Below are 21,255 nucleotides of genomic sequence, written 5' to 3' on the forward strand. Positions count from 1 at the left end.
ACAATTGCGCCCGGAAACAGATGTTGCAGACCTCACCCGCACCGTTCCACTCGATCCTGGTCATTCAAACGAAGTTCATAGGAGATCTCGTTCTCGCCTCGGTGCTTGCCAAAAACCTGCGGCTCGAATTCCCCGGCGCCAGAATTGTGTTTCTCTGCGAGGCCCGCTTCGAGAGCTTCGTGATCGCCCATGGCATCGCTTCCGAGGTGGTCACGTTCAGGCGCGCCCGCATGCGCGGCACCAACCTCGAGCGCGGGAAAGAGCTTTACGCCATGATACGGGCGTTGCGCCGCTACCGCTTCGACCTGACGATCGACATCACCGATTCAAAGACGTCGCGCATCGTCAGCGGGCTCGTCAACGCAAAGACCCGCGTCGGCTACAATCCTTCCGAAAGACCCTTGCGTATGCTGGAGCGGCAGCCCGCCAATGTCTTTGCCATGCCTTACGGCTTTGATGGCCAGCATTTCCTGTACCGCTACCTCTCGCCGCTCGAAGCGCTCGGCATCGAACTTCGCACGGTGATTCCGAGCCTTCAGCCGCTGCCGCTGGAGACGGCGAAAGCATTGGCGCTGCTGGGCAAGCACCATCTGCGGCCAAACGCTTTCATCGCCGTGCATGCCGGTGCAAGCTTCGAGGGGCGACGTTGGCAGCCGGAGCGGTTTGCCGCGGCGATCGTCGAAATTACCGGTGAAACCGGCCTGGACGTCGTCCTGGTGGGCGGGCCGGACGAGCGGGAGATTGCCGAACGTATCGTCGCCAGGACCGCGCCGTCGGTCGTCAATCTGGTCGGGGATCTGTCGCTTGAAAGCCTGCTGGCGGTGCTGAAACAGGCCCGGCTGTTTCTCGGCAATGAGAGCGGCCCGATGCATATGGCCGCTGCCACCGGAACCCCGGTTGTCGGGCTGTTCGGTCTGACGGATCCGGCGCGCTGGGGTCCCGTTGGCGTGCCCAGCATCTCGCTCCGGCCGCCGATGCCTTGCGCCTGCGTGGCCAAGGACCTCTGCCGCGCGCCGGATCCCAGCAAGGCCTGCTGCGTCTGGGGCCTGGAGGTCAAGCCTGTCGTCGACGCGGTGCGCGAGATTCTTTCGCGTACCGAAATGAAGCGGGAACGCGCCGTCTGAGATCATGCGCCGCGCGGGCAAGCGCTGCCGCCGTCGTGGAATGGCCGGCTCACCACGAACGGTCAACACGAACGGTCAAATTGTCGCGCCGGGCGCTTTTCCGCTATGCGCCATCCCGATTTCCGCCTTCATGCGGGTCTTGGGATGCCTGCTTGAAATAACCCGTCAGGAATTCGGTTTGATGCGCCCGCAAAAAAATCTCTGCATGATCGCCATGTCGTTGGCGATGGTATCCGCCGCCCGTGCCGCGCCGCTCGTCGAGCCGACGCTGCACATCAGGCCGGAGGCGAGCGGAGCCGGCCGCGTTGCGCTCACGCTCGATGCCTGCGGCGGACAGACCGACAATCGGATCCTCTCGGCGCTGGTGGAAAACAAGATCCCCGCCACCATTTTCGTGACCGGCATCTGGCTGAAGCGAAACGCCGCCGCCGTCGAGATCATGCGGGCCCATCCCGAGCTGTTCGAACTGGAAAATCACGGCGGCCATCATATCCCGGCGGTCGATACGCCGCAGAAAATCTACGGCATCCGCAGCGCCGGCAGCCCGGACGCGGTGCTGGCCGAGGTCCAGTCGGGTGCCGCCGCTCTTGCCGGGACCGGCGAGCCGGCGCCGAAATGGTTTCGTGGCGCAACCGCCGAATACAGCCCGTCGGCAATCGCCATGATCCGCAAGCTTGGCTTCAAGATCGCGGGATTCTCGATAAACGGCGACGGCGGCTCATTGCTTGGCGCCAAGGAAACCGCGCGGCGCATTGCAGCGGCCAAGGACGGTGACGTGATTATCTCGCACATCAACCAGCCGACCCATGCCGCCGGCGAAGGCGTGGTGCAGGGGCTGCTGGCGCTCAAGGCCAAGGGCTTGACCTTTGTGCGGCTCGACGATGCCGAGGGCGTCGGCAATAACGGCACCACCGACTAAGGCATATCGATATTCAGCCGGCCTGCGAACGGCGGCTTCCTGCGCTTCCGGCTTTCGCCGACCGAAGCACTCATGAGTGGGCGTGGCCGTTAAGGCTATGGCCGGCGTAGGCCGGTACTTACGTACTTTAAGCACGCTCCGCTCCGGTTCTCGCAAACCACCATTCTCGGCGCGGCCTGACCTGAATCTCAACATACCTTGGAGCATGGGTACGGCCAGGAAAGATCATGCTTCCAGTACGAAGGCGGTTTTGCTTAGGCCGGCGTGGCTTCGATCGCGACCTTGCTGGCGTAGAATGCGCCGTGGTTGCGGATTTCAGCCATTTCGTCGAAAGGCCGTTCATAGGCCCACATAGCGTTGTGGCCGGTCTCGCCGGCAGGCAGCACGCTCCAATAGCTTGCGTCGCCCTTGTAGGGGCAATGGGTCGAGTGTTCGGTGCTGCTGAGCTTGCCGAAATCAATGTCGGCGAACGGAATGTAGAACGCCGCGGGATAAGGGGCCTCGGTCAGCACCTTGGCCGTCATCGATGAAGCGATGACCACGTCTCCGGCGCGCACGGTGACGGTGCCGGCATAGGGCTCGATGGTGATGATCTTGTCGGGATTGCGTTGAAAACCGGGGGCGGGATTGGCGATCTGATCCAAGACGGGTTCTCCTTGCTTCGACTTCCAAATGTGTCGCGCAAGGGCGTTGTTCAAGGCCTGCTGTCACCATGCAACACGCAAGCCCTACCTAGGCCGATACCAACGGATCGTACCTCCGAAATACTTCTCCGCTTGGAGCAATTCCGGGAAAAGTGTGAAACGATTTTCCAGGGAAAGACGCGCTTTCCCTTGGGAATTGCGTCAAACAAAGCAGTCAGGCTGCGGTCTTGAACGCATCCATGAGCCCGGCATAAGCGGCAGCAATGCCGGCCACCGGGTTGCTGCTTCTCGACGCGGTTTCGACCTTCAACGAGCCGCCGCCGGTCGGCAAGGTGAGCAGCAGGAACTGGCGGTTGCCGCCGTCGCCGACGGATGCGGCCGCGACGTGTTGGCCTTCGCCCTGGTTCTGGACGCACATCTTGAACAGCAGTGTGCCGCCGACCGCTTCCAGCGCGCCGCCGACAACTTCAACAAATTCGTCTTCGGAAACAGTCTTTGTATCCGGCACCAGATCGGCCAGACTTTCGGCAAGCGTACTCTCGAGAGCCTTGTCGTCGAGCTGCGCGTCCATGCGAACCTCTTTCAGTCGCCAATCGCACCCCTTTGCCCGTTAACGAAACTTAACGCCGACGATGGCCGGATTGTGGCGGTTTTCCACCAATGCAGCACTCGGCCGTGCTGGCGGCTGGACAATCCGGCGGTTCGCTCCACAATGGCACAAAAATCATAACGCAAAAGCGTGAGGGAGGACCGAATGCTAGGACTGATGCAGGAATGGCCGCTGCTTTGCCACAAGCTCATCGACAATGCCGAGCGGCAGCATGGCGTGCGCGAGATCGTGTCGCGCTCGATCGAGGGGCCGATCGTGCGCACCACCTATGCGGACATCCATCGTCGCGCCCTGAAGGTCGCCCAGCGGCTGGAGCGTGACGGCTATGGGTTGGGCGATCGCATCGCCACACTGGCCTGGAACACCGCGCGTCACATTGAGGCCTGGTATGGCATCATGGGCATCGGCGCCATCTACCATACGCTCAACCCGCGGCTGTTTCCCGAGCAGATCGTCTGGATCATGAACCATGCCGAGGACAAGGCTGTCTTCGTCGACCTGACTTTCATGCCGCTGCTCGAGAAGATCGCCGGCGCCGTCAAGTCGCTGAAACAGGTGATCGTGCTGACCGACAAGGCGCACATGCCGCAGACGACATTGCCCAACGTGGTCGCCTATGAAGACTGGCTTGATGAGGCCGATGGCGACTTCGCCTGGAAGACCTTCGACGAAGGCACCGCCGCCGGCATGTGCTACACGTCCGGGACCACCGGTGATCCCAAAGGCGTCGTCTACAGCCACCGTTCGAACGTGCTGCACGCCATGATCGCCGCCATGCCCGATGCCATGGGCCTGTCGTCGCGCGATACGATCTTGCCGGTGGTGCCGATGTTCCACGCCAATGCCTGGGGCCTTGCCCAGAGCGGGCCGATGATCGGCGCCAAGCTGGTCATGCCTGGCTGCAAGATGGACGGCGCCTCGATCTACGAACTGCTCGACACCGAGAAGGTGACCTTCAGCGCTGCCGTGCCGACCGTCTGGATGATGCTGCTGCAGCATCTGGAGGAGACCGGCAAGAAGCTTCCCTATCTCCACAAGGTCGTCATCGGCGGCTCGTCCTGCCCGCGCGCGATCATGACCAAGTTTCAGCAGAACTACGATGTCCAGGTCATCCATGCCTGGGGCATGACCGAAATGTCGCCGCTCGGCACGCTGTGCACCTTGAAGCCGGACTATGCCGGTCTTGAGGGGGAAGCCCGGCTCGATATCCAGCAGAAACAGGGCTACCCGCCCTTCGGCGTCGAAATGAAGGTGACCGACGACGACAACAACGCACAGCCCTGGGATGGCAAGACATTTGGCCGCCTGAAAGTGCGCGGACCGGCCGTTGCCCGCACCTATTATGGCGGCGCCGGCCCGGAACAGTTCGACGAGGATGGCTGGTTCGACACCGGCGACGTCGCCCACATCGACGCCGGCGGCTATATGCAGATCACCGATCGCGCCAAGGACGTCATCAAGTCCGGCGGTGAATGGATTTCGACCATCGACCTCGAGAACCTGGCCGTCGGCCACCCCGATGTCGCGGAGGCGGCCGCAATCGGCGTCCATCATTCGAAATGGGGCGAGCGGCCTTTGCTGGTCGTCGTCCGCAAGCCAGGCAAGGAACCGACCAAGGCTGATATTCTCGACTTCATGGATGGCAAGGTGGCCAAATGGTGGATGCCGGACGATGTCGCCTTCGTCGGCGAAATTCCGCACACCGCCACCGGCAAGATCCAGAAGATCACCTTGCGCCAGCAGTTCAAGGACTATCGCTTGCCGACGGATTGACGCGATGGTGCGTGTTTCGGCTTCATGCCATCGCAAAAAGGTTCTAGAGCAATTCCAGGAAAAGTGTGAAACGGTTTTCCGTCCGGAATTGCGACAAACAAAGAGATGGAGCGGTTCCGCGTTTCCGTGAAACGGTGAACCGCTCCAAGTCTCCGTTCGGGTTGGGGTGGTGCGGCAATCGATGGCAAGTATTCCTGAACGGCAAACGTCGAGGGCGGCCGGCTGGTCGCGGCGCACGGCCGCTTTTTCGTTGGTGTTGCTGCTGACGGTCTTCGTCGGCCATCGCTTCGGTCTCGTTGAAACCCCTGCTTTTCTGTGGGTGCTGGGCATTGTCGCGCTGCTGGCGGCCATGGCGCTGTTGTTTGCCGGGTTTGCCTTTTCGCGGCTGTGGAATTTCGGCGACCGCGGCGGTCGCGACCTGACGGTCGGCGCGCTGCTGGCGCTGCTGGTGCTCGCGCCCTATGGGGTTGCCGCCTACTGGGCGACAATCTATCCGCCGCTCAGGGATATCTCGACGGATTTCGAGGAACCGCCGGCGCTCGACGTGAGCGATCGGACGAAGAATATGAACGTGCTCTCCCTGTCGACGCCGGGCGAACAGCGGCTGCAGACCGACAGCTATCCGCTGGTCAGTGCACGCAGCTACGACCTGCCGTTCGAGACCGTCGTCAATGCCGTCGAAACCGTACTCGACCGGCGCGATTGGGACCTTACCGAACCCTATCCCGACCTCAGCGGGCAAAGCGAGGTGACCATCACCGCGCTGGCCAGGGGTTTCGTGATCGGTCTTCCAGCCGATGTGGCGATCCGCGTGACCGACGATGGCGACACGATCATTGTCGACATGCGGTCGGCCTCCCGCTACGGCCGCTACGACCTCGGCGACAATGCCGCGCGCATCACCGAATTCCTGGCGGAACTCGACCAGGAAGTCGCCGGCCAGGTTGGCGCGGCGCCGGCCGAGTGATGTTCAGAACTTGTTGTAGGCGGATCCGCATGTCGCCGCAGAATGCAGCTTGAGTCTGCGTCAGACTATTCGGAGGGCTCGAATCTGCCCTGCAGCAAGATCGTCGCGACCGGCCCAAGCGGATCGATGATCCGGCTCTCCAGGACTTCGATAAGTTTGCGTCCAACCGCCGCCATATCCACGAAATGAACTCCGATTTTTGCCGGCAGGAAGCGTGCCAGCCGCGTGCTGTCACGAGTGACAATGTGGACGTCGCTTCCTGGCACGAGACCTCTTCTGCCAAGAGCATGTAACGCCCCGAGAAGGCCCAGTTCGTTGGCGCATGCCAAGCCTGTCGGCGGATGTGACGACGCCAGTAAGCGATCAAACCAGCCTGCGCTCGATTCCATCGTGAACATGCCATGACCGATCAGCGATTGGTCGATCGGAATACCGGCCTCGGCCATTGCCCTTCCATACCCGGAAAGACGCATGGCACTCGCCTGATCTTCCGGAACGAGAAGTTGCAGCGCGATGCGTCGACAGCCCTTATCCATCAGCCGTCGGGTCGCTTCGTAGGCAATCTGTTCGTTGTCGACATCGACATAGGGGTATGCGATGTCCAGGTCGGTTCTTCCAAATGCGACGAATGGCATGCGTCGATCCAGCAGCAGCTTGACGCGCGGATCGCCCGACACCAAGCGCGTGATGATCAGTCCGTCTGTGCTGCGGGCCTGAAGCTGCCGCTGCACACTCTCGACGGGATCGTCGTCGGGAGTGGTGGAATAGATGGACAGACTGTAACCGGCTTGCCGCGCTGCCAGCGTCATGCCTTCGATCAAGGGGAGCTTCAACAGATCGGACAGATGGTCTCGTGTCTCCATTGGAAGCACTGCCGTCAGAGTCAGCGTTCGACCGGTTTTGAGCGCACGACCATGATGATCTGGCACATAGCCAACCCGCTTAGCCGCCTCCTTGACGCGGGCTATGGTCGAGGGCTGTACTTCCGGCCCATCCTTCAGAGCGCGCGACACCGTGGTCACCGAGAGGGAAAGTTCAGCCGCGATCTGCTTTAGATTGGCCATTGTTCGCCCGACTTCATTGCGAAAGCGCCGGCTGATTTTGCTGACCGCCGCGACGTTACCGGATTCGACATTCCGGTCAATCCGACCTCACCAGGAAAGCAGCTTGACTCCGTTGTGTTAAGATGAAATCGTAACGTTACGATTACAAATAAATGGGCCTTTTCGGCGACATTTGATAAAGATTGGGGAGGAGACCTATGTCTTGGCTGCGCATTTCCTTAACAGCATTCGCAATCTCAGCTGCCTTGCCCGTCCATGCCCAGACGGTCACCATCACGACCGCTGGCGGCGACTATGGTAACGCCATGAAGGAAGCCATGTGGGCCCCTGCTGCAAAAGAGCTTGGCTACGATGTCCGAGAAGAGACCCTGAGCGACGGCCTGGCCGCCTTGAAGATGCAGGTCACCTCTGGGGCCATCACGACCGACGTCATTCACCTTGGCTCACCGGAAGGCGCGCAGGCGGCCGCACAGTCGCTGCTGGAGCCGCTTGACTACAAGATCATCGATCCCAAGTCTGTGCCGGACGGCGCAAAGTCCGACTACTGCTATCCCTTCGACTCTTATGGCACCGTCATGTCGTGGAACACCAAGACCTATGGCGAGAACCCGCCCAAGAGCTGGGCGGATTTCTGGGATGTTGCCAAATTCCCGGGCCGTCGCGCTCTGCGCGCCAATGCACAAGACTCGATCGAGATCGCGCTGCTCTCCGACGGCGTGGCACCGGCGGACATTTATCCCGTGCTCAGCACGCCGGAGGGTCTGGATCGCGCCATCAAGCGGCTCGAAGCGATCAAACCAAATGTCTCGGTGTGGTGGACCTCGGGCGCTCAGTCGGCGCAGTTGCTGAAAGACGGTGAGGCGGATTTGATCATTACCTGGAACGGACGGGCAGAGACTGTGAAAAAAGATGGCGGCGCGGCCGACTACACGTTCAAGGGTTCCGTCATTGGCACCGACTGTCTCGGAGTGCCGAAGGGGGCGCCCAACAAGGAAGCGGCCATGAAGCTGATAGCAGCGATGACACAGCCTGCGCGCGTGGCCAAGCTGACCGATTTTATTGCCTACGGCCCAGTCAATCCTGCGGCATATGAGGGTGGCCTCATCCCCGAAGACCGTCTGAAGACCCTTGCGACCGCGCCTGAAAACGCCGGTACTTCGGTGTTTTCGAAAGCAGACTGGTGGGTCAAGAACGGCGAGGCTGCCCAAAAGGCCTTCGATGAGATGATGAGCCGCTGAGTCTCGAACACATCAGCTCTAAGGCTGGAGCACATGATGAAGTCGCTCGCGATCACCATCGACAGCGTTCGCAAAACCTATGGGTCCTACGTCGCGCTGGACGATGTTTCGCTCGACATCAAGGCTGGCGAATTCCTGACCCTGCTGGGGCCATCCGGATCGGGCAAGACCACGTTGCTCATGGCCCTGGCCGGATTTGTCCGGCCCGACGGCGGTAAGCTCTTGTTGGGGGATCGGGACATCACCCGCCTGGCGCCCAACAAGCGGGACATCGGCATCGTGTTTCAGAACTATGCCCTGTTTCCCCACATGAACGTCCTGTCGAATGTCGAATATCCGTTGGTGCTGCGCAAGACGCCGAGAGCGGAGGTCCGAAAGCGGGCGTTTGAGGCCTTGGCCCGCGTGAAGCTGGAAGGTCTGTCGGAGCGCAACATTGCCGCGCTATCCGGCGGACAGCGCCAGCGGGTAGCACTGGCGCGGGCGATCGTCTTCGAGCCACGCGTGATGTTGATGGACGAGCCTCTGTCGGCGCTCGACAAGAACCTGCGCGAAACCATGCAGTATGAAATCAGGCGTCTGCACGATGATCTTGGCATCACCACCATCTATGTGACGCATGATCAGCGAGAAGCGCTGATCATGTCTGACAGGATCGCCGTGATGAATTCCGGCCGCATCCAGCAGATCGATACGCCACAGCGTATTTATAATCATCCATCGACCCGCTTCGTCGCGGAATTCATGGGCGAGGCCAACATTATAGCCCCAGGCTTGGTGCGCAGAATCGACGGCGCCGATGCATCGCCCGAAGCCCTGATGATCCGCGCGGAAAGCTTCCATCTTGATCAGAAGCTCGTGGGGCGAGATGGCGTCGCGCTCGAAGGAACACTGCACGCCAAGGCGTTTCGCGGCGAGAACTGGCTTCTGACGCTGGCGCTTGACGGCGGCCAAGAGGTTCTTGTCTGCATTCCGGCAGCCCTGGCCAGCGGCTGCGGCGAGCTTGCCACAGGTCAGCGGATGACCGCCTATGCGCCAGCCGCGAAAGTTCACGCGATACCGGGAGCAAGAGCGTGACCGTCATGGCGGATCCCGCGCTCGCGGCAGACGCACGACGAGAGCGGCGGTTCTTCCTCTCACTTTCGCTGCCAGCGCTGTTCATCGTTGGGCTGGCGGCGATACTGCCTATCCTGTGGATCATCCGGCAATCCTTCCTGACCACGGGGAGCGAGTACACCGTCGGCAACTACGAGAAGGTGCTTTCGAGCGGGCTGACATGGTCGGCACTCGTCACAACCCTCGAATTGTCCCTGGGCACGCTGGCGATCTGCATTCTTCTCGGTACCCCCCTGGCGCTCGCTCTGGCCAGCGCCAGACCAAGAGTGGCCAATTTGCTGATGGCCTTCGTCATGCTGCCGTTGTGGACCTCCATTCTGGTGCGCACCTATGGCTGGCTCGTGCTCTTGCGGCGCGATGGCCTGATCAACGCGGCGTTGACGGGTTCAGGCCTGACAGCTGAGCCATTGCCGCTGGTCTACAACTTCACGGGAACGCTCATCGGCATGGTTCACTACATGCTGCCGCTCTTTCTGCTGCCGGTTTATGCCGCGATGCGCGATATCGACGCAAACCTCGTTCGCGCGGGGGCGAGCATGGGCGCCACTCTCGGCCAAACAATCCGCACGGTCATTCTGCCGCTTTCGGCCGGCGGCATCTTCTCGGGGTCGATCATCGTCTTCATCTATACGCTAGGCTTCTTCATCACGCCGGCCGTGCTGGGCGGCGGCAAGGTAAATCCTCTCTCCACCCGGATCGAGCGCACGCTATCGACCTTTCAGGATTGGGGTTCGGCGAGCGTCCTGGGCATTCTGCTCCTCGTTGTCATGGCGCTGATCGGTGTGATGTTCCTGGCGGCACGGCGACTGCTGACGCGCAACGGTGCGGCCCATGCTTGAGGCCTATCCGGACAACAGGCTGTCCCGCATTTTTCTGTGGGGCTTTTCCGCACTCGTAATGGCGTTTTTGATGCTGCCAACGCTCGTGGTCGTGCCGCTGTCCTTTTCGGCGTCCGACCTTCTCGAGTTCCCGCCACGCGCATATTCATTGCGCTGGTACGAGCATTTCTTCGGTTCGGCGACGTGGATGGCGGCGCTCAGGACGAGCCTGATCCTTGGGACATTGACGGCGATGCTCGCGGTGCCCTTGGGGCTGCTGGCCTGCATTTCGATAAATCGGCTCGGCGGAAAGGCCGCTGTTGCCATTCAGGGCATTCTGCTCAGCCCGTCCATCGTCCCAGGAATCCTGCTTGCGATCGGTCTCTTCTTTGTGCTGGCGGCGCAACATCTGGTCGGAACGCTGTTCGGTGTGCTGGTCGGGCATGTGGTGCTGGCCATTCCTGTCGTGTGCATTGTGCTGTTGCCCGCTCTGGCCCGCTTTGACTGGAACCAGGTTCAGGCGGCGCGCAGCCTCGGCGCGAACTGGGCGAGAGCCATTGGGGGCATAATTGTCCCGCAACTTCAGATCAGTCTGCTGTCGGCCATATTGATGGCCTTCCTGACGTCACTCGACGAGTCCGTCATTTCGATCTTCGTCTCGAGTGGTCAAAACAGCACGCTGCCGAAGCTCATGTTCATATCTCTGCGCGATCAGATCGATCCGACCATTGCGGCGATCTCAACGGTGTGGACCGCTATCGTCGTGGTCGTCGTCTTGATCGTGACGTTACGCCAAAAATCCTGACCGAGATTGGAAACATGCTCACAAATCTGCACGCAGCCGGTGCGCCGGCGGATCATTCAGCGGACATACCTCAGGTAGGACTGGCCATCATCACCGGGTCGGCGAACTGGGGACTGGCCTTTCCGGAAGATGTCGAATTCGATGGTGTGCGTACGTTGCGGCGTGACATGAGTTTTGAAACGCCTTTCGGCCGCAGCGACAACTGGAAGCTGATCGAGTTCGATGCCTCAATTACCGCGGAAGGCAGAACGAAACGTGCGTTGTGCATGTATTCGCACGGCAATCCGCGCGACCATATCGACCATTCCTGCCATCGCCGCGCGTTCTGGGTGTTGATGAACGCAGGCGTAAAGCAAGTCCTGGCCTGCTCGACTGTTGGCGCCGTCAACAAGGCGATCCAACCCGGCGACATGGTGGTGACTGCCGATATCATCGAACTGACGCAGACGCCTTTTTCACTGCTTCCAGACCGCCAGAGCTTCGACTGCTCGGGCAAGCAGATCGTATGTCCAAGATGTGCGGCGGTTCTGGTTGAGACGGCCCGCCGTCATTGGCCAGCCGAATGCCGCGTTCATGGCATCGAACAGCAGTTGGTGGCTGCCCATTGTTATGGGCCTCGACTGACAACCCCAGCCGAGGCTTTGGCGTATCGAAGCATGGGAGCGGATGTGCTCAATCATTCGATCGCCCCTGAGGCGACCCTGTCGCGCGAGATCGGCGCGTGCTTCGTGCCATGTGCGTTCGTGACCGCGGGTTTCAACGATTATATGGACCGCAACCGCCAGGAATTGTTGCAAAAGGACGTGCTGCCGAAGCTCTCTATGATAGCCTCGCGGGTTGCTCTGGAGACCGCGGCACGACTTCCAACTGATCCCGAATGCTCTTGCCAGGGTTTGAAGTCGCCTCAGCCAGCAGAGCGCTCCAGCCGTTTCTAGAGCGGATGGCGCCGAAGGCTTTAGCCAGCCGGCGTGAAAATGCCGTCAATAGCCGGCGCGGCGTCTGTCATGACCAGATCGCGCGCCACTAGGTCCTCGAGATGGGCAAGCACCGACAATCCGGCGGCGCCATGCAGCCGTGGGTCGGTGTCCCTGTAGATCGCCCTGACCATGTCCACGATCGTCCGGTCGCCCTCTCTGACCCGCTGCAGGATGGCGCGCTCGCGCATCTTGCGGTGTGTCTTCAACCCGCGCATGAATGCGCGCGGCGCTGTCACCGGCCCGCCATGTCCTGGCAACAGCAAGCGGTCCCCACGTTCGATCAGCCGGTCCAGCGAGGCCATATAGTCGGCCATCGCTCCATCCGGCGGGGCGACGATGGAGGTTGCCCAGGCCATGACATGGTCGGCAGAAAACAGGATGCCGGTTCCCTCAAGCGCGAATGCCGCGTGATTGGCGGTGTGACCCGGGGTTAGAACCGTCCTGATCGACCAGCCGTCGCCGTCGACCACCTCGCCGTCGGAAAGGGTAATATCGGGGACGAAAGCCATGTCGGCGCTGGCGTCGAGCGCATTGGTTTCGCCGATATGCAAAGGCCTTGCCGGTCGGTGCGGCCCCTCCGCCAGCACGGCGGCGCCGGTGCGCTCTTTCAGCCGGGCCGCCAGCGGAGAATGGTCACGATGCGTGTGGCTGACGAAAATATGGCTGACCGGCCGGCCTGCGATCACCTTGAGCAGGGTCTGCAGATGCGCCTCGTCATCCGGCCCCGGATCGATCACCGCCAGCGTATCGCGGCCAACGATGTAGCTGTTGGTGCCGTGAAAGGTGAAGGGGCTCGGATTGCGGGCCGTGATGCGCTGGATATCGGGCGCGACATTTACCCCCTGGCCATAGAAGGGGTCGAAGCCGGTATCGAATTTGAGTGCCATGGCGGATGCATCGGTGCCTTGTTTCAGGAAACGGCAAAACCGATTGCCGCATAACACGCAAGCCAATATAGGAGGATGTGAGGCCGCGAACATCTGATAGCGGCAATCGGATTGGGGAAATACCATGGCAATTGCAACTACGATGCGTCCGCTTGTTTCTCTGGCTTTACCGCAAAATGCCGCGGCGCGGCTGGTAACGCAGCTTTTCCTGGCCATCGCCGGAACGCTGGTGCTGACCCTGTCGGCTAAGACCAAGGTGATGCTCGGGCCGGTCGACATTTCGATGCAGACGCTGGCCGTGCTGCTGATCGCCGCCGCCTTCGGCATGCGGCTCGGCGTCGCCACTCTGCTGCTCTACATGGCGGAGGGCGCCATGGGCTTGCCCGTCTTCCAGAGCACCCCGGAAAAGGGTCTCGGCATTGCCTACATGCTCGGCTCGACCGGCGGTTATCTCGCCGGCTTCGTGGTCATGGCGGCAATCGTCGGCTGGGCCGCCGATCGCGGCTGGGATCGCCATCCGATCAAGCTTTTCAACGCCATGCTGGTTGCCGAGGTCGTCATGATGGCGATGGGCTTCGCCTGGCTGGCGCTGCTGATCGGCCCGGAAAAGTCGTGGCAGTTCGGCGTCGTGCCGTTCATCGTCGGCGACCTGATCAAGGTTGCTCTGGCGGCAAGCCTGGTGCCGGCCGTTTGGACGTTGCTGAAGCGCGGCTGAAGCGCGAGCAGGGCCAAAGACTTGAGCAATCAAGCCTTGGCTGGCATGGCGTGATTGGCGGATTTCGGCGTGGCGTCCGCCAAGTAATCTCACTTAGGTTTCTGGAAACAGCTTCGGAAACAGTGAATCCAATGCGTCGGCCGGGAAGCGTAGCGACACCGGACCTTTGGGTGTTTCCGACGCCAACAGACCGAGCGCGATCACCTCATTGAATACGCGACGCGCCGTGCGCTCGGGCAGTCCGCTAATGCGTGATGCTTCGCCGCGTTCAAATTCACCGCGCATTAGCGCTTCCTCTAGGAAGCGGCCGGCTTCGGGTTTCAGGCCGCTGCGCTCGACGTAGCGACGCAGCCGCTTCGCGAGCGTGTCGAGATCAAACAAACCGGTCATAAAGTTCACCTGATCGATGCACACCAGCATGAACCATAGCGTAAAGTCGCCGAGTGCGCGCTCGGAGAGGTTGCCCCGTCCGTCGAGATCACCCTGGCGGGGCATATCGGCATGATCCATCATGCGCTTGTAGTCCGTGCGGCTTTTCACGCCGCGCGCCAGACCGCGTGAGATCGACCACAGCCCATGCGCGGCGATCCCGGCCTCATGGGCCATGGCGTGGCTCATCAAACGGCTGACGCGGCCATTGCCGTCGGGGAACGGGTGAATGTAGTTGAAACGGTGATGCGCGGCAGGAATGGCCAGGATCCGTCCGGCTTTGCCCAGCCCACCGAAGCGATAGCGCATGGCAAAATACTGCATGAAGTCGTCGACGCGCTCGCTCGAAGGCGGCTCATGCCGGCCGACGGCGACGTCATGCACTGGCTTCGATCGCCACTCGCCTGGCGCCATGACGAATTCGCGGCCGGCACCCTTGATGGTCAGCATGGGCGCTTCTGCATCGCGGTAGAATTCCGCATGCAGCCATCGCAGAAACTCGGTGGATGCAGGCTCAGGCAACCGCTTCTCGGCGGCCATACGATCGATCTCGGCTTGCAGGCGAACATGGGCGGCCGCCTCTAGCTGCAGGTTGCGGCGGTTCTCGTCTCGATCGAAATTTCCGGCCAGCGCCCGTTCGATGTCGCGCGGGCGCGTATCATGGCCCTCGATCAGGTTGCTGTAGTAGGTGTTCATGATGCGTACCAGATCGGCGAGGTTGGCAGCGGTACGTGGGTGCAGGCTTTGGCCCAAAATGGCCGACGTGGCCGATAGCTCCGCCAGCGCATCCGATATAATTTCAGATACATCCGTCAGGCGTGCCGGTTCGATGCGCTGTACGCTTTCTTCCATGGCTGGCCGATCTTGGCTTTCGCTAAATACGTAATTATAAAGATATATTTCGAATTCGCTAGGATATTTGGCCGATCTTCTGGCCGATCATCGGGCACCCTGTCGGTTTCCGCCGGCCATAGGCATCTGTCACCGCTGCAGGTATTGGGCATTCAGCGATGTTGCCGATGCCGATGATGATCATGGTGGCCGATGTTCGGCATGCCTAACGCGCTGATAAACCATGCACAAAGCCGCGGTCGCCCGGAATATTTGGCCGATCCTTTGGCCGAACTTCGACGATCGTGGGATAAGATGGGACAACGACGCCGCAAAATCCAGCGGCTTCGGGAACACAAAATCCTGCTCTCGAAATCTATCGGTCCAAGCTCGCGCGCGACTCGCTAAGGGATGCGATCGCCGAAGCGGTGCTGAAAAACTGCAGCGCGTCAGCAATCATCCCAGCATCGGCGCTGCGCGCACCGCGGCTTTTCTACAGAATCCAACAATGCGGTTGATCAAAACTTCCACCAACCATTGACGTGAAATAGATGCTTGCTGGTGCCGCCGCACTGTCGTAGCCCTTGATCTTCGACTGTGTCGAATCGCCGAAAGCGAGATGCCTGATTCGCTTTGCAAACGAACGGGCAAGCCAAGCGCATCATCGCAAATGGCCCATCGCCTGCACGGCAACTTCGGGGGAAGGGCAAGGCGTTGAATGTCGCAGCGTCAACTATTGTCGGAAGCCGGCATTTCCTGTTCCGGATTCGATTTCAGTTGCTTGGCGGACTGACATTCGCGATTTTTGCGCCGGCGATTATCCGGATAGCCTTCAATCCTGAGTTTATCTATTCGGCCAACCTTCAGGTGACGGTGACCGCCGCTGCGATTGCGCATCTTGCGGGTTTTCTCTCCTATCGGCGCATCGGAAACTTCCCGGGCGTGGCCGCGGCAAGTTACATCTTGCCGACATTTGCCCTGTCCTACGGGGCCGTTTTCCTGACCATTTTCTTTTTCCGGTTCGAGTACAGCCGGTTTCAAGCCGCCGCCAGTTTCACGCAGTCCACGCTCTGGTATTTCGGCCTGAGCCTGTTGACGCGCCGTCTCGACCCATACCGGCTCGCCGTGGTTCCCGGCGGAGATGTCGAGCGCCTCAAGACGCTGCCGGGGGTGCACTGGTTCTGGATCAAGTCGACCAACACCATCATTGAGAGAGCCAGCGGCGTGGTCGTTGACCTGCGTGCCGATCTTGGCGCGGAGTGGGAACGATATATCGCGGATCGGGCCCTTTCGGGAACGCCCGTATACCACGTCAAGCAGGTCAGGGAGTCGCTGACGGGTCAGGTCGAGATCGAGCATCTGTCGGAAAACACGCTTGGTTCGCTCAATCCGAACCAGGCCTATCTCAAGATCAAGCAGGCAGCCGACTGGGTCTCCGCGCTTGTCTTGATTATCGTTCTTTCCCCTGTTCTGGCGTTGATAGCGCTGCTGATCCGGCTGGATTCCGAAGGCCCCGTGCTGTTTCGGCAGCAACGCATGGGCTACCGGGGCGAGATCTGCACGGTCTACAAGTTTCGCTCGATGCGGCAGCACGCTGGCGCCGGCAGCGACAAGGAGAGGGCGATAACCAAGCGCGACGACGATCGCATCACCCGCGTCGGGCGTTTCCTGCGAAAGTTCAGGATCGACGAACTGCCGCAGGTCATCAACATCCTGCGTGGCGAAATGAGTTGGATCGGACCGCGGCCGGAAGCTGTCGTGCTGTCGCAGTGGTACGAGGCCGAGCTGCCATTCTACCGCTACAGGCATATTGTCAGGCCAGGTATAAGCGGGTGGGCGCAGGTAAATCAGGGGCATGTGGCGGCCGTCGACGATGTCATGGAAAAATTGCACTATGATTTCTATTACATAAAGAACTTTTTGCCTTGGCTGGATGTCTTGATAACTCTCAAGACGATGAAAACGATGCTTACCGGCTTTGGCGCCCGATAGCCAAAGCGAAGCATGACTCTGGATAAGCGCAGGAAGCTGATGGATCTCGCCTCCCGGAAAATAGCGATCATCGGGCTTGGCTATGTTGGCCTGCCGCTGGCGGTCGCCTTCGGCGCCACCAGGGATGTCGTCGGCTTCGACATCAACCAGTCGAGGGTGGACGCGCTGAAGCGTGGCGACGACCATACGCTAGAAGCCAGCAGCGATGAGATTGCTGCTGCGTCGCGGTTGAGCTTCACCACCGACAAGGCCGATCTGCGCGATTGCGGGATTTTCATCGTCACGGTGCCGACGCCGATCGACAGGGCCAATCGGCCGGATCTGAAACCGCTGATCATGGCATCGACATTGGTCGGTGAGGTCATCTCGCCAGGCGCGGTGGTGATCTTCGAATCGACCGTCTATCCCGGCTGTACGGAAGAGGTGTGCGCGCCGCTGATCGAGAAACATTCGGGTCTGCGTTACAATGAGGGGTTCTTCCTCGGCTACAGCCCCGAGCGCATCAACCCGGGTGACCGCGAGCATCGGCTGCAGACGATCGTCAAGGTCACCAGCGGCTCCACGCCGGAAGCGGCGGAAGCCATCGATGCGCTCTACGCGTCGATCGTGCCGGCGGGCACGCACCGTACCTCGAGTATTGCGGTCGCCGAAGCGGCCAAGGTCATCGAGAACACCCAGAGGGACCTCAACATCGCGCTGATGAACGAGCTGTCGCTGATCTTCGGCAAGCTGGGCATCGACACGTCCGAAGTGCTGGAAGCCGCCGGCACCAAATGGAATTTCCTCCGCTTCACGCCGGGTCTCGTCGGCGGTCACTGTATTGGCGTCGATCCCTACTATCTCACCCACAAGGCCCAGGAACTCGGCTATCATCCGGAGGTGATTCTTGCCGGCCGCCGTATCAATGATGGCATGGGTCAGCACGCGGCGGATCAGACGGCCCGCCTGATGATGCGCAAGGGGATACCTGTCGTCGGCAGCCGGATTCTGGTGATGGGCGCGGCTTTCAAGGAAAATTGTCCGGACCTGAGAAATTCCAAGGTCGCCGATATCATCGCCCAGCTGAAGGAATATAATGCCGGCATCGACATCTGGGACCCTTGGGTCGACGCGCAGGAATGCGCGCGCGCCTTCGGTGTGGCGAGCATGAAGAACATTCCCGACGAGCGCTATGACGGCGTCATCGTGGCCGTCGGCCACAGGCAGTTCCGCGCGCTGGGCGTCGATGGCCTGCAGGCGCTTTGCAAGACCCCGGGCGTCATCTACGACATCAAGGGTCTGTTCCCCAGGCATGTTACGGATGGGCGCTTCTGATGAAGGTTCTGGTCACCGGCGCTGCCGGCTTCATAGGCTATCACGTGTCGAAGCGGCTGCTGGAGCGCGGCGACGAGGTCGTCGGCATCGACAACGTCAACGACTACTACGATCCGCAGATCAAGGAGGCGAGGCTGCGGCTGCTGGACGAGGCGAGCCGCAAGACCAATGCGGGCTATCATTTCATCCGCGGCAATCTCGCCGACAAAAGCGTGGTCGATGCCTGCTTTGCCGACCACGCATTCGACCGGGTGATCCATCTCGCCGCGCAGGCCGGGGTTCGCTACAGCCTGGAAAACCCGCACGCCTATGTTGAAAGCAACATCATCGCCTACACCAACATGCTGGAGGCCTGCCGCAACAACTCCGTGGCGCACCTGACCTATGCCAGCACCTCGAGCGTCTACGGCGCCAACACCGATATGCCGTTTTCCGAGCACCGGCCGGCCGACCATCCGCTGCAATTCTACGCCGCGACCAAGCGCGCCAACGAACTGATGGCGCACAGCTACAGCCATTTGTTCGGGCTGCCGACGACCGGGCTTCGCTTCTTCACCGTGTATGGCCCGTGGGGGCGCCCGGACATGGCGCTGTTCCTGTTCACCAAAAACATCCTGGCTGGTGAGCCGATCAAGCTGTTCAACAACGGCAACCACACGCGCGACTTCACCTATGTCGAGGACATCGCCGAAGGCGTCGTCCGGGCCAGCGACAGCCCGGCCACGGGCAATGCCGCCTGGGACTCCAGCCGTCCGGATCCGGCGACGAGCAACGCCCCGTGGCGCATCTTCAACATCGGCAACAACAATCCGGTGAAGCTGACCGCCTATGTCGAGGCGCTGGAAAACGCGCTGGGTAGGAAAGCCATCGTCGAACTGCTGCCGCTGCAGCCCGGCGACGTGCCCGACACCTTCGCGGACACGTCGGCGCTGGAGCAGGCGGTCGGCTACCGCCCAACGACGACGGTGACCGAGGGCGTCGGGCGATTTGTCGAGTGGTACCAGGCGTATTTTGGACGGGGATAGGCCTGCTCTTGGCGATTCCCGGCTGATCCGCGCATAGCCCTGTTCCATGACCACGCAACCAGGAGGAGATGGAATCGATACGGCTCGCAAACAGCAGGCAGCCTGCAATCCATTGCAGTCCCAGGCACTGTTGAGCGTTTGCATCCCCACGTTCAATCGGCGGGATCGCGTTACCGCGCTGGTTCAGGAGCTGCTGCGCGCGGAATGCCCGTTGCAAATATGTGTCCATGTCGACGGCTCGACCGACGGGACAAGCGATGCGCTAGCGGGAATCGCGTCGCGCGATGCCAGATTGGTGGTCACCACTGGTCCAAATGGCGGCAGAGGGGTCGCAATGTTTTCGGCGATCGCTTCCGCCACTGGCGACTATTGCATGATTTTCGATGATGACGACGATCTCTTCACCGATCGCTTGCCCGAGATTTGTGAGCGTCTCTCCGAGCAAAGTACCGACGAGAGGATTGCCGGTTTTGTGTTCTCGATGGTTCTGAGTGAATCGGATGTGAGAGCAAACCAGTTTCCATCAGAGCGCACAAACCTGATCAAGATGCGGGCTGACGAAGGTGTGGTCGGCGACAAGAAGGAGATCATCAGAACTCCGTTGCTGAAACGGGTTGCTGTGCCACCCGCAGGGCGGTTCCGCCGTGTTCCAACATCTCTTCTCTGGTCCAGATTGGCGATCGAATACGACGTTATCTGTGTCAACGTCGATATCGGGCGAAAGAGGTATTTGCCGGAGGGGATGACAGCAAAAATTCGGTTTCTTCAGCGGCAAAATGCGTATCCGATGTTGTTGCTGAACTTGAATTACATCAGAGCATTCTGGATTGGACGGTATCGGTCGGTTCGGTTCCTAGTGGATTGATTCCAACGTTTGGTGCCCGCGCCTGACGGCGGCGATGATTTTGTGTGGGTCGGCTCTCCAGACGAACGGTCGGGATTGCTGATTGTGCTCGGTGATGAAGCGATTGATGGCGGCCTGGAGATCGACGACGGAGTAGAAGACACCGTGCTTCAGCCGGCGGCGTGTGAGCTTGGCGAAGAAGCCCTCGACAGCATTGAGCCATGAGCAGGATGTCGGCACAAAATGGAAGGTCCAGCGCGAATGCCTGGCCAGCCAAGCGCGTACTTTGGGCTGCTTGTGAGTGGCATAGTTGTCGAGGATCACATGGACGGCCTTGTCGGGCGGAAGTTCAGCCTCGACGGCGTTGAGGAAGCGGATGAACTCCTGATGGCGATGGCGCTGCATATTACGGCCGATCACCGAGCCATCGAGGACGTTGAGCGCGGCGAACAGGGTCGTCGTGCCGTTGCGCTTGTAGTCGTGCGTCATTGTCGCCCCGCGACCGCGCTTCAGCGGCAACCCCGGCTGAGTGCGGTCGAGCGCCTGGATTTGGCTCTTTTCGTCGACCGACAGCACGATGGCATGAGCGGGGGGCGAGACGTAGAGCCCGACCACATCGTGAAGCTTCTCGGCAAACGCCTTGTCGTTGGACAGCTTGAAGCTGCGCCAGCGGTGAGGCGCAAGGCCATGGTCGTGCCAGATCTTCACCACCGAAGACGCCGCGATGCCGACCGCCTTCGCCATCGCGCGGACCGTCCAGTGCGTCGCCTCGTGGTCTGGCGGATCGAGTGTCAGCGCCACGACCCTGTCGACCAGCACAGACTGAAGCGGTGCAATGCCCGGTGGCCGCGTCTTGTCGCGCAGCAGGCCGTCGACGCCTTCGTTCATGAAGCGCTCCTGCCAGCGCCACACGCAGGTCTTCGACTTGGCTGTCATCGTCATGATCGCGGCGGTCCCCAGGCCATCACCGCTCAACAGAATGATCCGCGCTCGCCAGACATGCTTCTGAGGCGAACTCCGTGCTGCGACGATCCCTTCAAGCCGAATTCTGTCCGAAGCCGTGATGTCGATGCTGATACCAGTGCGCATCCCGCAATGTCGCATGCCGAAGCGATCCGGGGAATCCCAAAAAGGACTCTTCTGTCCCGATCAATCCACTAGGCAAG

The 21,255-nt window shown here is 60.7% G+C and carries 20 protein-coding genes; 14 read left to right on the forward strand and 6 right to left on the reverse strand.

Annotated features, from left to right (window positions below):
* Window positions 1-20: 20 nt before the first annotated feature.
* Both ACFOJ9_RS09725 and ACFOJ9_RS09730 read left to right on the forward strand, forming a co-directional pair.
* On the forward strand, window positions 21-1,124 hold the full coding sequence (locus tag ACFOJ9_RS09725) for a glycosyltransferase family 9 protein (RefSeq protein ID WP_378978672.1): 1,104 nt from the start codon (window positions 21-23) through the stop codon (window positions 1,122-1,124).
* Window positions 1,125-1,305: 181 nt separating this feature from the next.
* The gene (locus ACFOJ9_RS09730) at window positions 1,306-2,043 is read left to right on the forward strand and encodes a polysaccharide deacetylase family protein (RefSeq protein ID WP_378978673.1); all 738 of its coding nucleotides are present in this window, start codon (window positions 1,306-1,308) and stop codon (window positions 2,041-2,043) included.
* Window positions 2,044-2,297: 254 nt separating this feature from the next.
* Here ACFOJ9_RS09730 and ACFOJ9_RS09735 read toward each other — a convergent pair whose 3' ends face one another.
* Together ACFOJ9_RS09735 and ACFOJ9_RS09740 are read right to left on the reverse strand one after the other, a co-directional pair.
* Window positions 2,298-2,687 carry a DUF427 domain-containing protein gene (locus tag ACFOJ9_RS09735; RefSeq protein ID WP_378978674.1) on the reverse strand — a complete coding sequence of 130 codons (390 nt, stop codon included), beginning with the start codon at window positions 2,685-2,687 and terminating at the stop codon, window positions 2,298-2,300.
* Window positions 2,688-2,901: 214 nt separating this feature from the next.
* Window positions 2,902-3,258: a hypothetical protein gene (locus tag ACFOJ9_RS09740; RefSeq protein WP_378978675.1), complete on the reverse strand. Its 357-nt coding sequence runs from the start codon at window positions 3,256-3,258 to the stop codon at window positions 2,902-2,904.
* 183 nt (window positions 3,259-3,441) lie between these two features.
* On the opposite strand from ACFOJ9_RS09740, the gene ACFOJ9_RS09745 reads away from it, so the two are divergent.
* The gene (locus ACFOJ9_RS09745) at window positions 3,442-5,070 is read left to right on the forward strand and encodes a fatty-acid--CoA ligase (protein ID WP_378978676.1); all 1,629 of its coding nucleotides are present in this window, start codon (window positions 3,442-3,444) and stop codon (window positions 5,068-5,070) included.
* Window positions 5,071-5,251: 181 nt separating this feature from the next.
* Entirely contained in the window at window positions 5,252-6,037 is a 786-nt protein-coding gene (locus ACFOJ9_RS09750; RefSeq protein WP_378978677.1) for a DUF1499 domain-containing protein, read from the forward strand.
* 65 nt (window positions 6,038-6,102) lie between these two features.
* Here the strand turns inward: ACFOJ9_RS09750 and ACFOJ9_RS09755 are convergent, their stop codons facing one another.
* Window positions 6,103-7,101, reverse strand: coding sequence for a LacI family DNA-binding transcriptional regulator (locus ACFOJ9_RS09755; protein WP_378978678.1), 999 nt, complete (start codon window positions 7,099-7,101; stop codon window positions 6,103-6,105).
* A gap of 197 nt (window positions 7,102-7,298) precedes the next feature.
* On the opposite strand from ACFOJ9_RS09755, the gene ACFOJ9_RS09760 reads away from it, so the two are divergent.
* From ACFOJ9_RS09760 to ACFOJ9_RS09780, 5 genes are read left to right on the forward strand one after another with little or no spacing between them, the layout of a single operon-like run.
* Window positions 7,299-8,339 (forward strand): ABC transporter substrate-binding protein, encoded by a 1,041-nt coding sequence (locus tag ACFOJ9_RS09760; protein ID WP_378978679.1) that lies wholly within the window; start codon window positions 7,299-7,301, stop codon window positions 8,337-8,339.
* Window positions 8,340-8,375: 36 nt separating this feature from the next.
* Entirely contained in the window at window positions 8,376-9,413 is a 1,038-nt protein-coding gene (locus tag ACFOJ9_RS09765; protein ID WP_378978680.1) for an ABC transporter ATP-binding protein, read from the forward strand.
* Entirely contained in the window at window positions 9,410-10,291 is an 882-nt protein-coding gene (locus ACFOJ9_RS09770) for an ABC transporter permease (RefSeq protein ID WP_378978681.1), read from the forward strand. The genes ACFOJ9_RS09765 and ACFOJ9_RS09770 overlap by 4 nt, the downstream gene beginning before the upstream one ends.
* Window positions 10,284-11,075 (forward strand): ABC transporter permease, encoded by a 792-nt coding sequence (locus ACFOJ9_RS09775; protein ID WP_378978682.1) that lies wholly within the window; start codon window positions 10,284-10,286, stop codon window positions 11,073-11,075. Before ACFOJ9_RS09770 ends, ACFOJ9_RS09775 begins: the two co-directional genes overlap by 8 nt.
* A gap of 14 nt (window positions 11,076-11,089) precedes the next feature.
* Window positions 11,090-12,010 (forward strand): phosphorylase family protein, encoded by a 921-nt coding sequence (locus ACFOJ9_RS09780; protein ID WP_378987686.1) that lies wholly within the window; start codon window positions 11,090-11,092, stop codon window positions 12,008-12,010.
* Between the two features lie 20 nt (window positions 12,011-12,030).
* Here ACFOJ9_RS09780 and ACFOJ9_RS09785 read toward each other — a convergent pair whose 3' ends face one another.
* Window positions 12,031-12,939 carry an MBL fold metallo-hydrolase gene (locus ACFOJ9_RS09785; protein ID WP_378978683.1) on the reverse strand — a complete coding sequence of 303 codons (909 nt, stop codon included), beginning with the start codon at window positions 12,937-12,939 and terminating at the stop codon, window positions 12,031-12,033.
* 124 nt (window positions 12,940-13,063) lie between these two features.
* Here ACFOJ9_RS09785 and ACFOJ9_RS09790 point away from each other — a divergent pair, with 124 nt between their 5' ends.
* On the forward strand, window positions 13,064-13,654 hold the full coding sequence (locus ACFOJ9_RS09790) for a biotin transporter BioY (RefSeq protein ID WP_378978684.1): 591 nt from the start codon (window positions 13,064-13,066) through the stop codon (window positions 13,652-13,654).
* A gap of 93 nt (window positions 13,655-13,747) precedes the next feature.
* Here ACFOJ9_RS09790 and ACFOJ9_RS09795 read toward each other — a convergent pair whose 3' ends face one another.
* The gene (locus ACFOJ9_RS09795; RefSeq protein WP_378978685.1) at window positions 13,748-14,935 is read right to left on the reverse strand and encodes a Fic family protein; all 1,188 of its coding nucleotides are present in this window, start codon (window positions 14,933-14,935) and stop codon (window positions 13,748-13,750) included.
* Between the two features lie 756 nt (window positions 14,936-15,691).
* On the opposite strand from ACFOJ9_RS09795, the gene ACFOJ9_RS09800 reads away from it, so the two are divergent.
* From ACFOJ9_RS09800 to ACFOJ9_RS09815, 4 genes are read left to right on the forward strand one after another with little or no spacing between them, the layout of a single operon-like run.
* Window positions 15,692-16,906: a sugar transferase gene (locus ACFOJ9_RS09800; protein ID WP_378978686.1), complete on the forward strand. Its 1,215-nt coding sequence runs from the start codon at window positions 15,692-15,694 to the stop codon at window positions 16,904-16,906.
* A gap of 39 nt (window positions 16,907-16,945) precedes the next feature.
* Window positions 16,946-18,220, forward strand: a complete 1,275-nt coding sequence (locus ACFOJ9_RS09805) for a nucleotide sugar dehydrogenase (RefSeq protein ID WP_378987689.1) — start codon at window positions 16,946-16,948, stop codon at window positions 18,218-18,220.
* Window positions 18,220-19,245, forward strand: coding sequence for an NAD-dependent epimerase (locus tag ACFOJ9_RS09810; RefSeq protein ID WP_378978687.1), 1,026 nt, complete (start codon window positions 18,220-18,222; stop codon window positions 19,243-19,245). The genes ACFOJ9_RS09805 and ACFOJ9_RS09810 overlap by 1 nt, the downstream gene beginning before the upstream one ends.
* 46 nt (window positions 19,246-19,291) lie before the next feature.
* A complete protein-coding gene (locus ACFOJ9_RS09815; RefSeq protein WP_378978688.1) occupies window positions 19,292-20,110 on the forward strand; it encodes a glycosyltransferase family 2 protein in 819 nt (272 codons plus the stop codon).
* Here ACFOJ9_RS09815 and ACFOJ9_RS09820 read toward each other — a convergent pair.
* Complete coding sequence (locus ACFOJ9_RS09820) at window positions 20,099-21,178, reverse strand: IS630 family transposase (protein WP_378977646.1); 1,080 nt, start codon at window positions 21,176-21,178, stop codon at window positions 20,099-20,101. The genes ACFOJ9_RS09815 and ACFOJ9_RS09820 overlap by 12 nt on opposite strands.
* Between the last annotated feature and the right edge of the window lie 77 nt (window positions 21,179-21,255).

This window comes from Mesorhizobium cantuariense (assembly GCF_042647205.1).
Taxonomy (GTDB): domain Bacteria; phylum Pseudomonadota; class Alphaproteobacteria; order Rhizobiales; family Rhizobiaceae; genus Mesorhizobium; species Mesorhizobium cantuariense.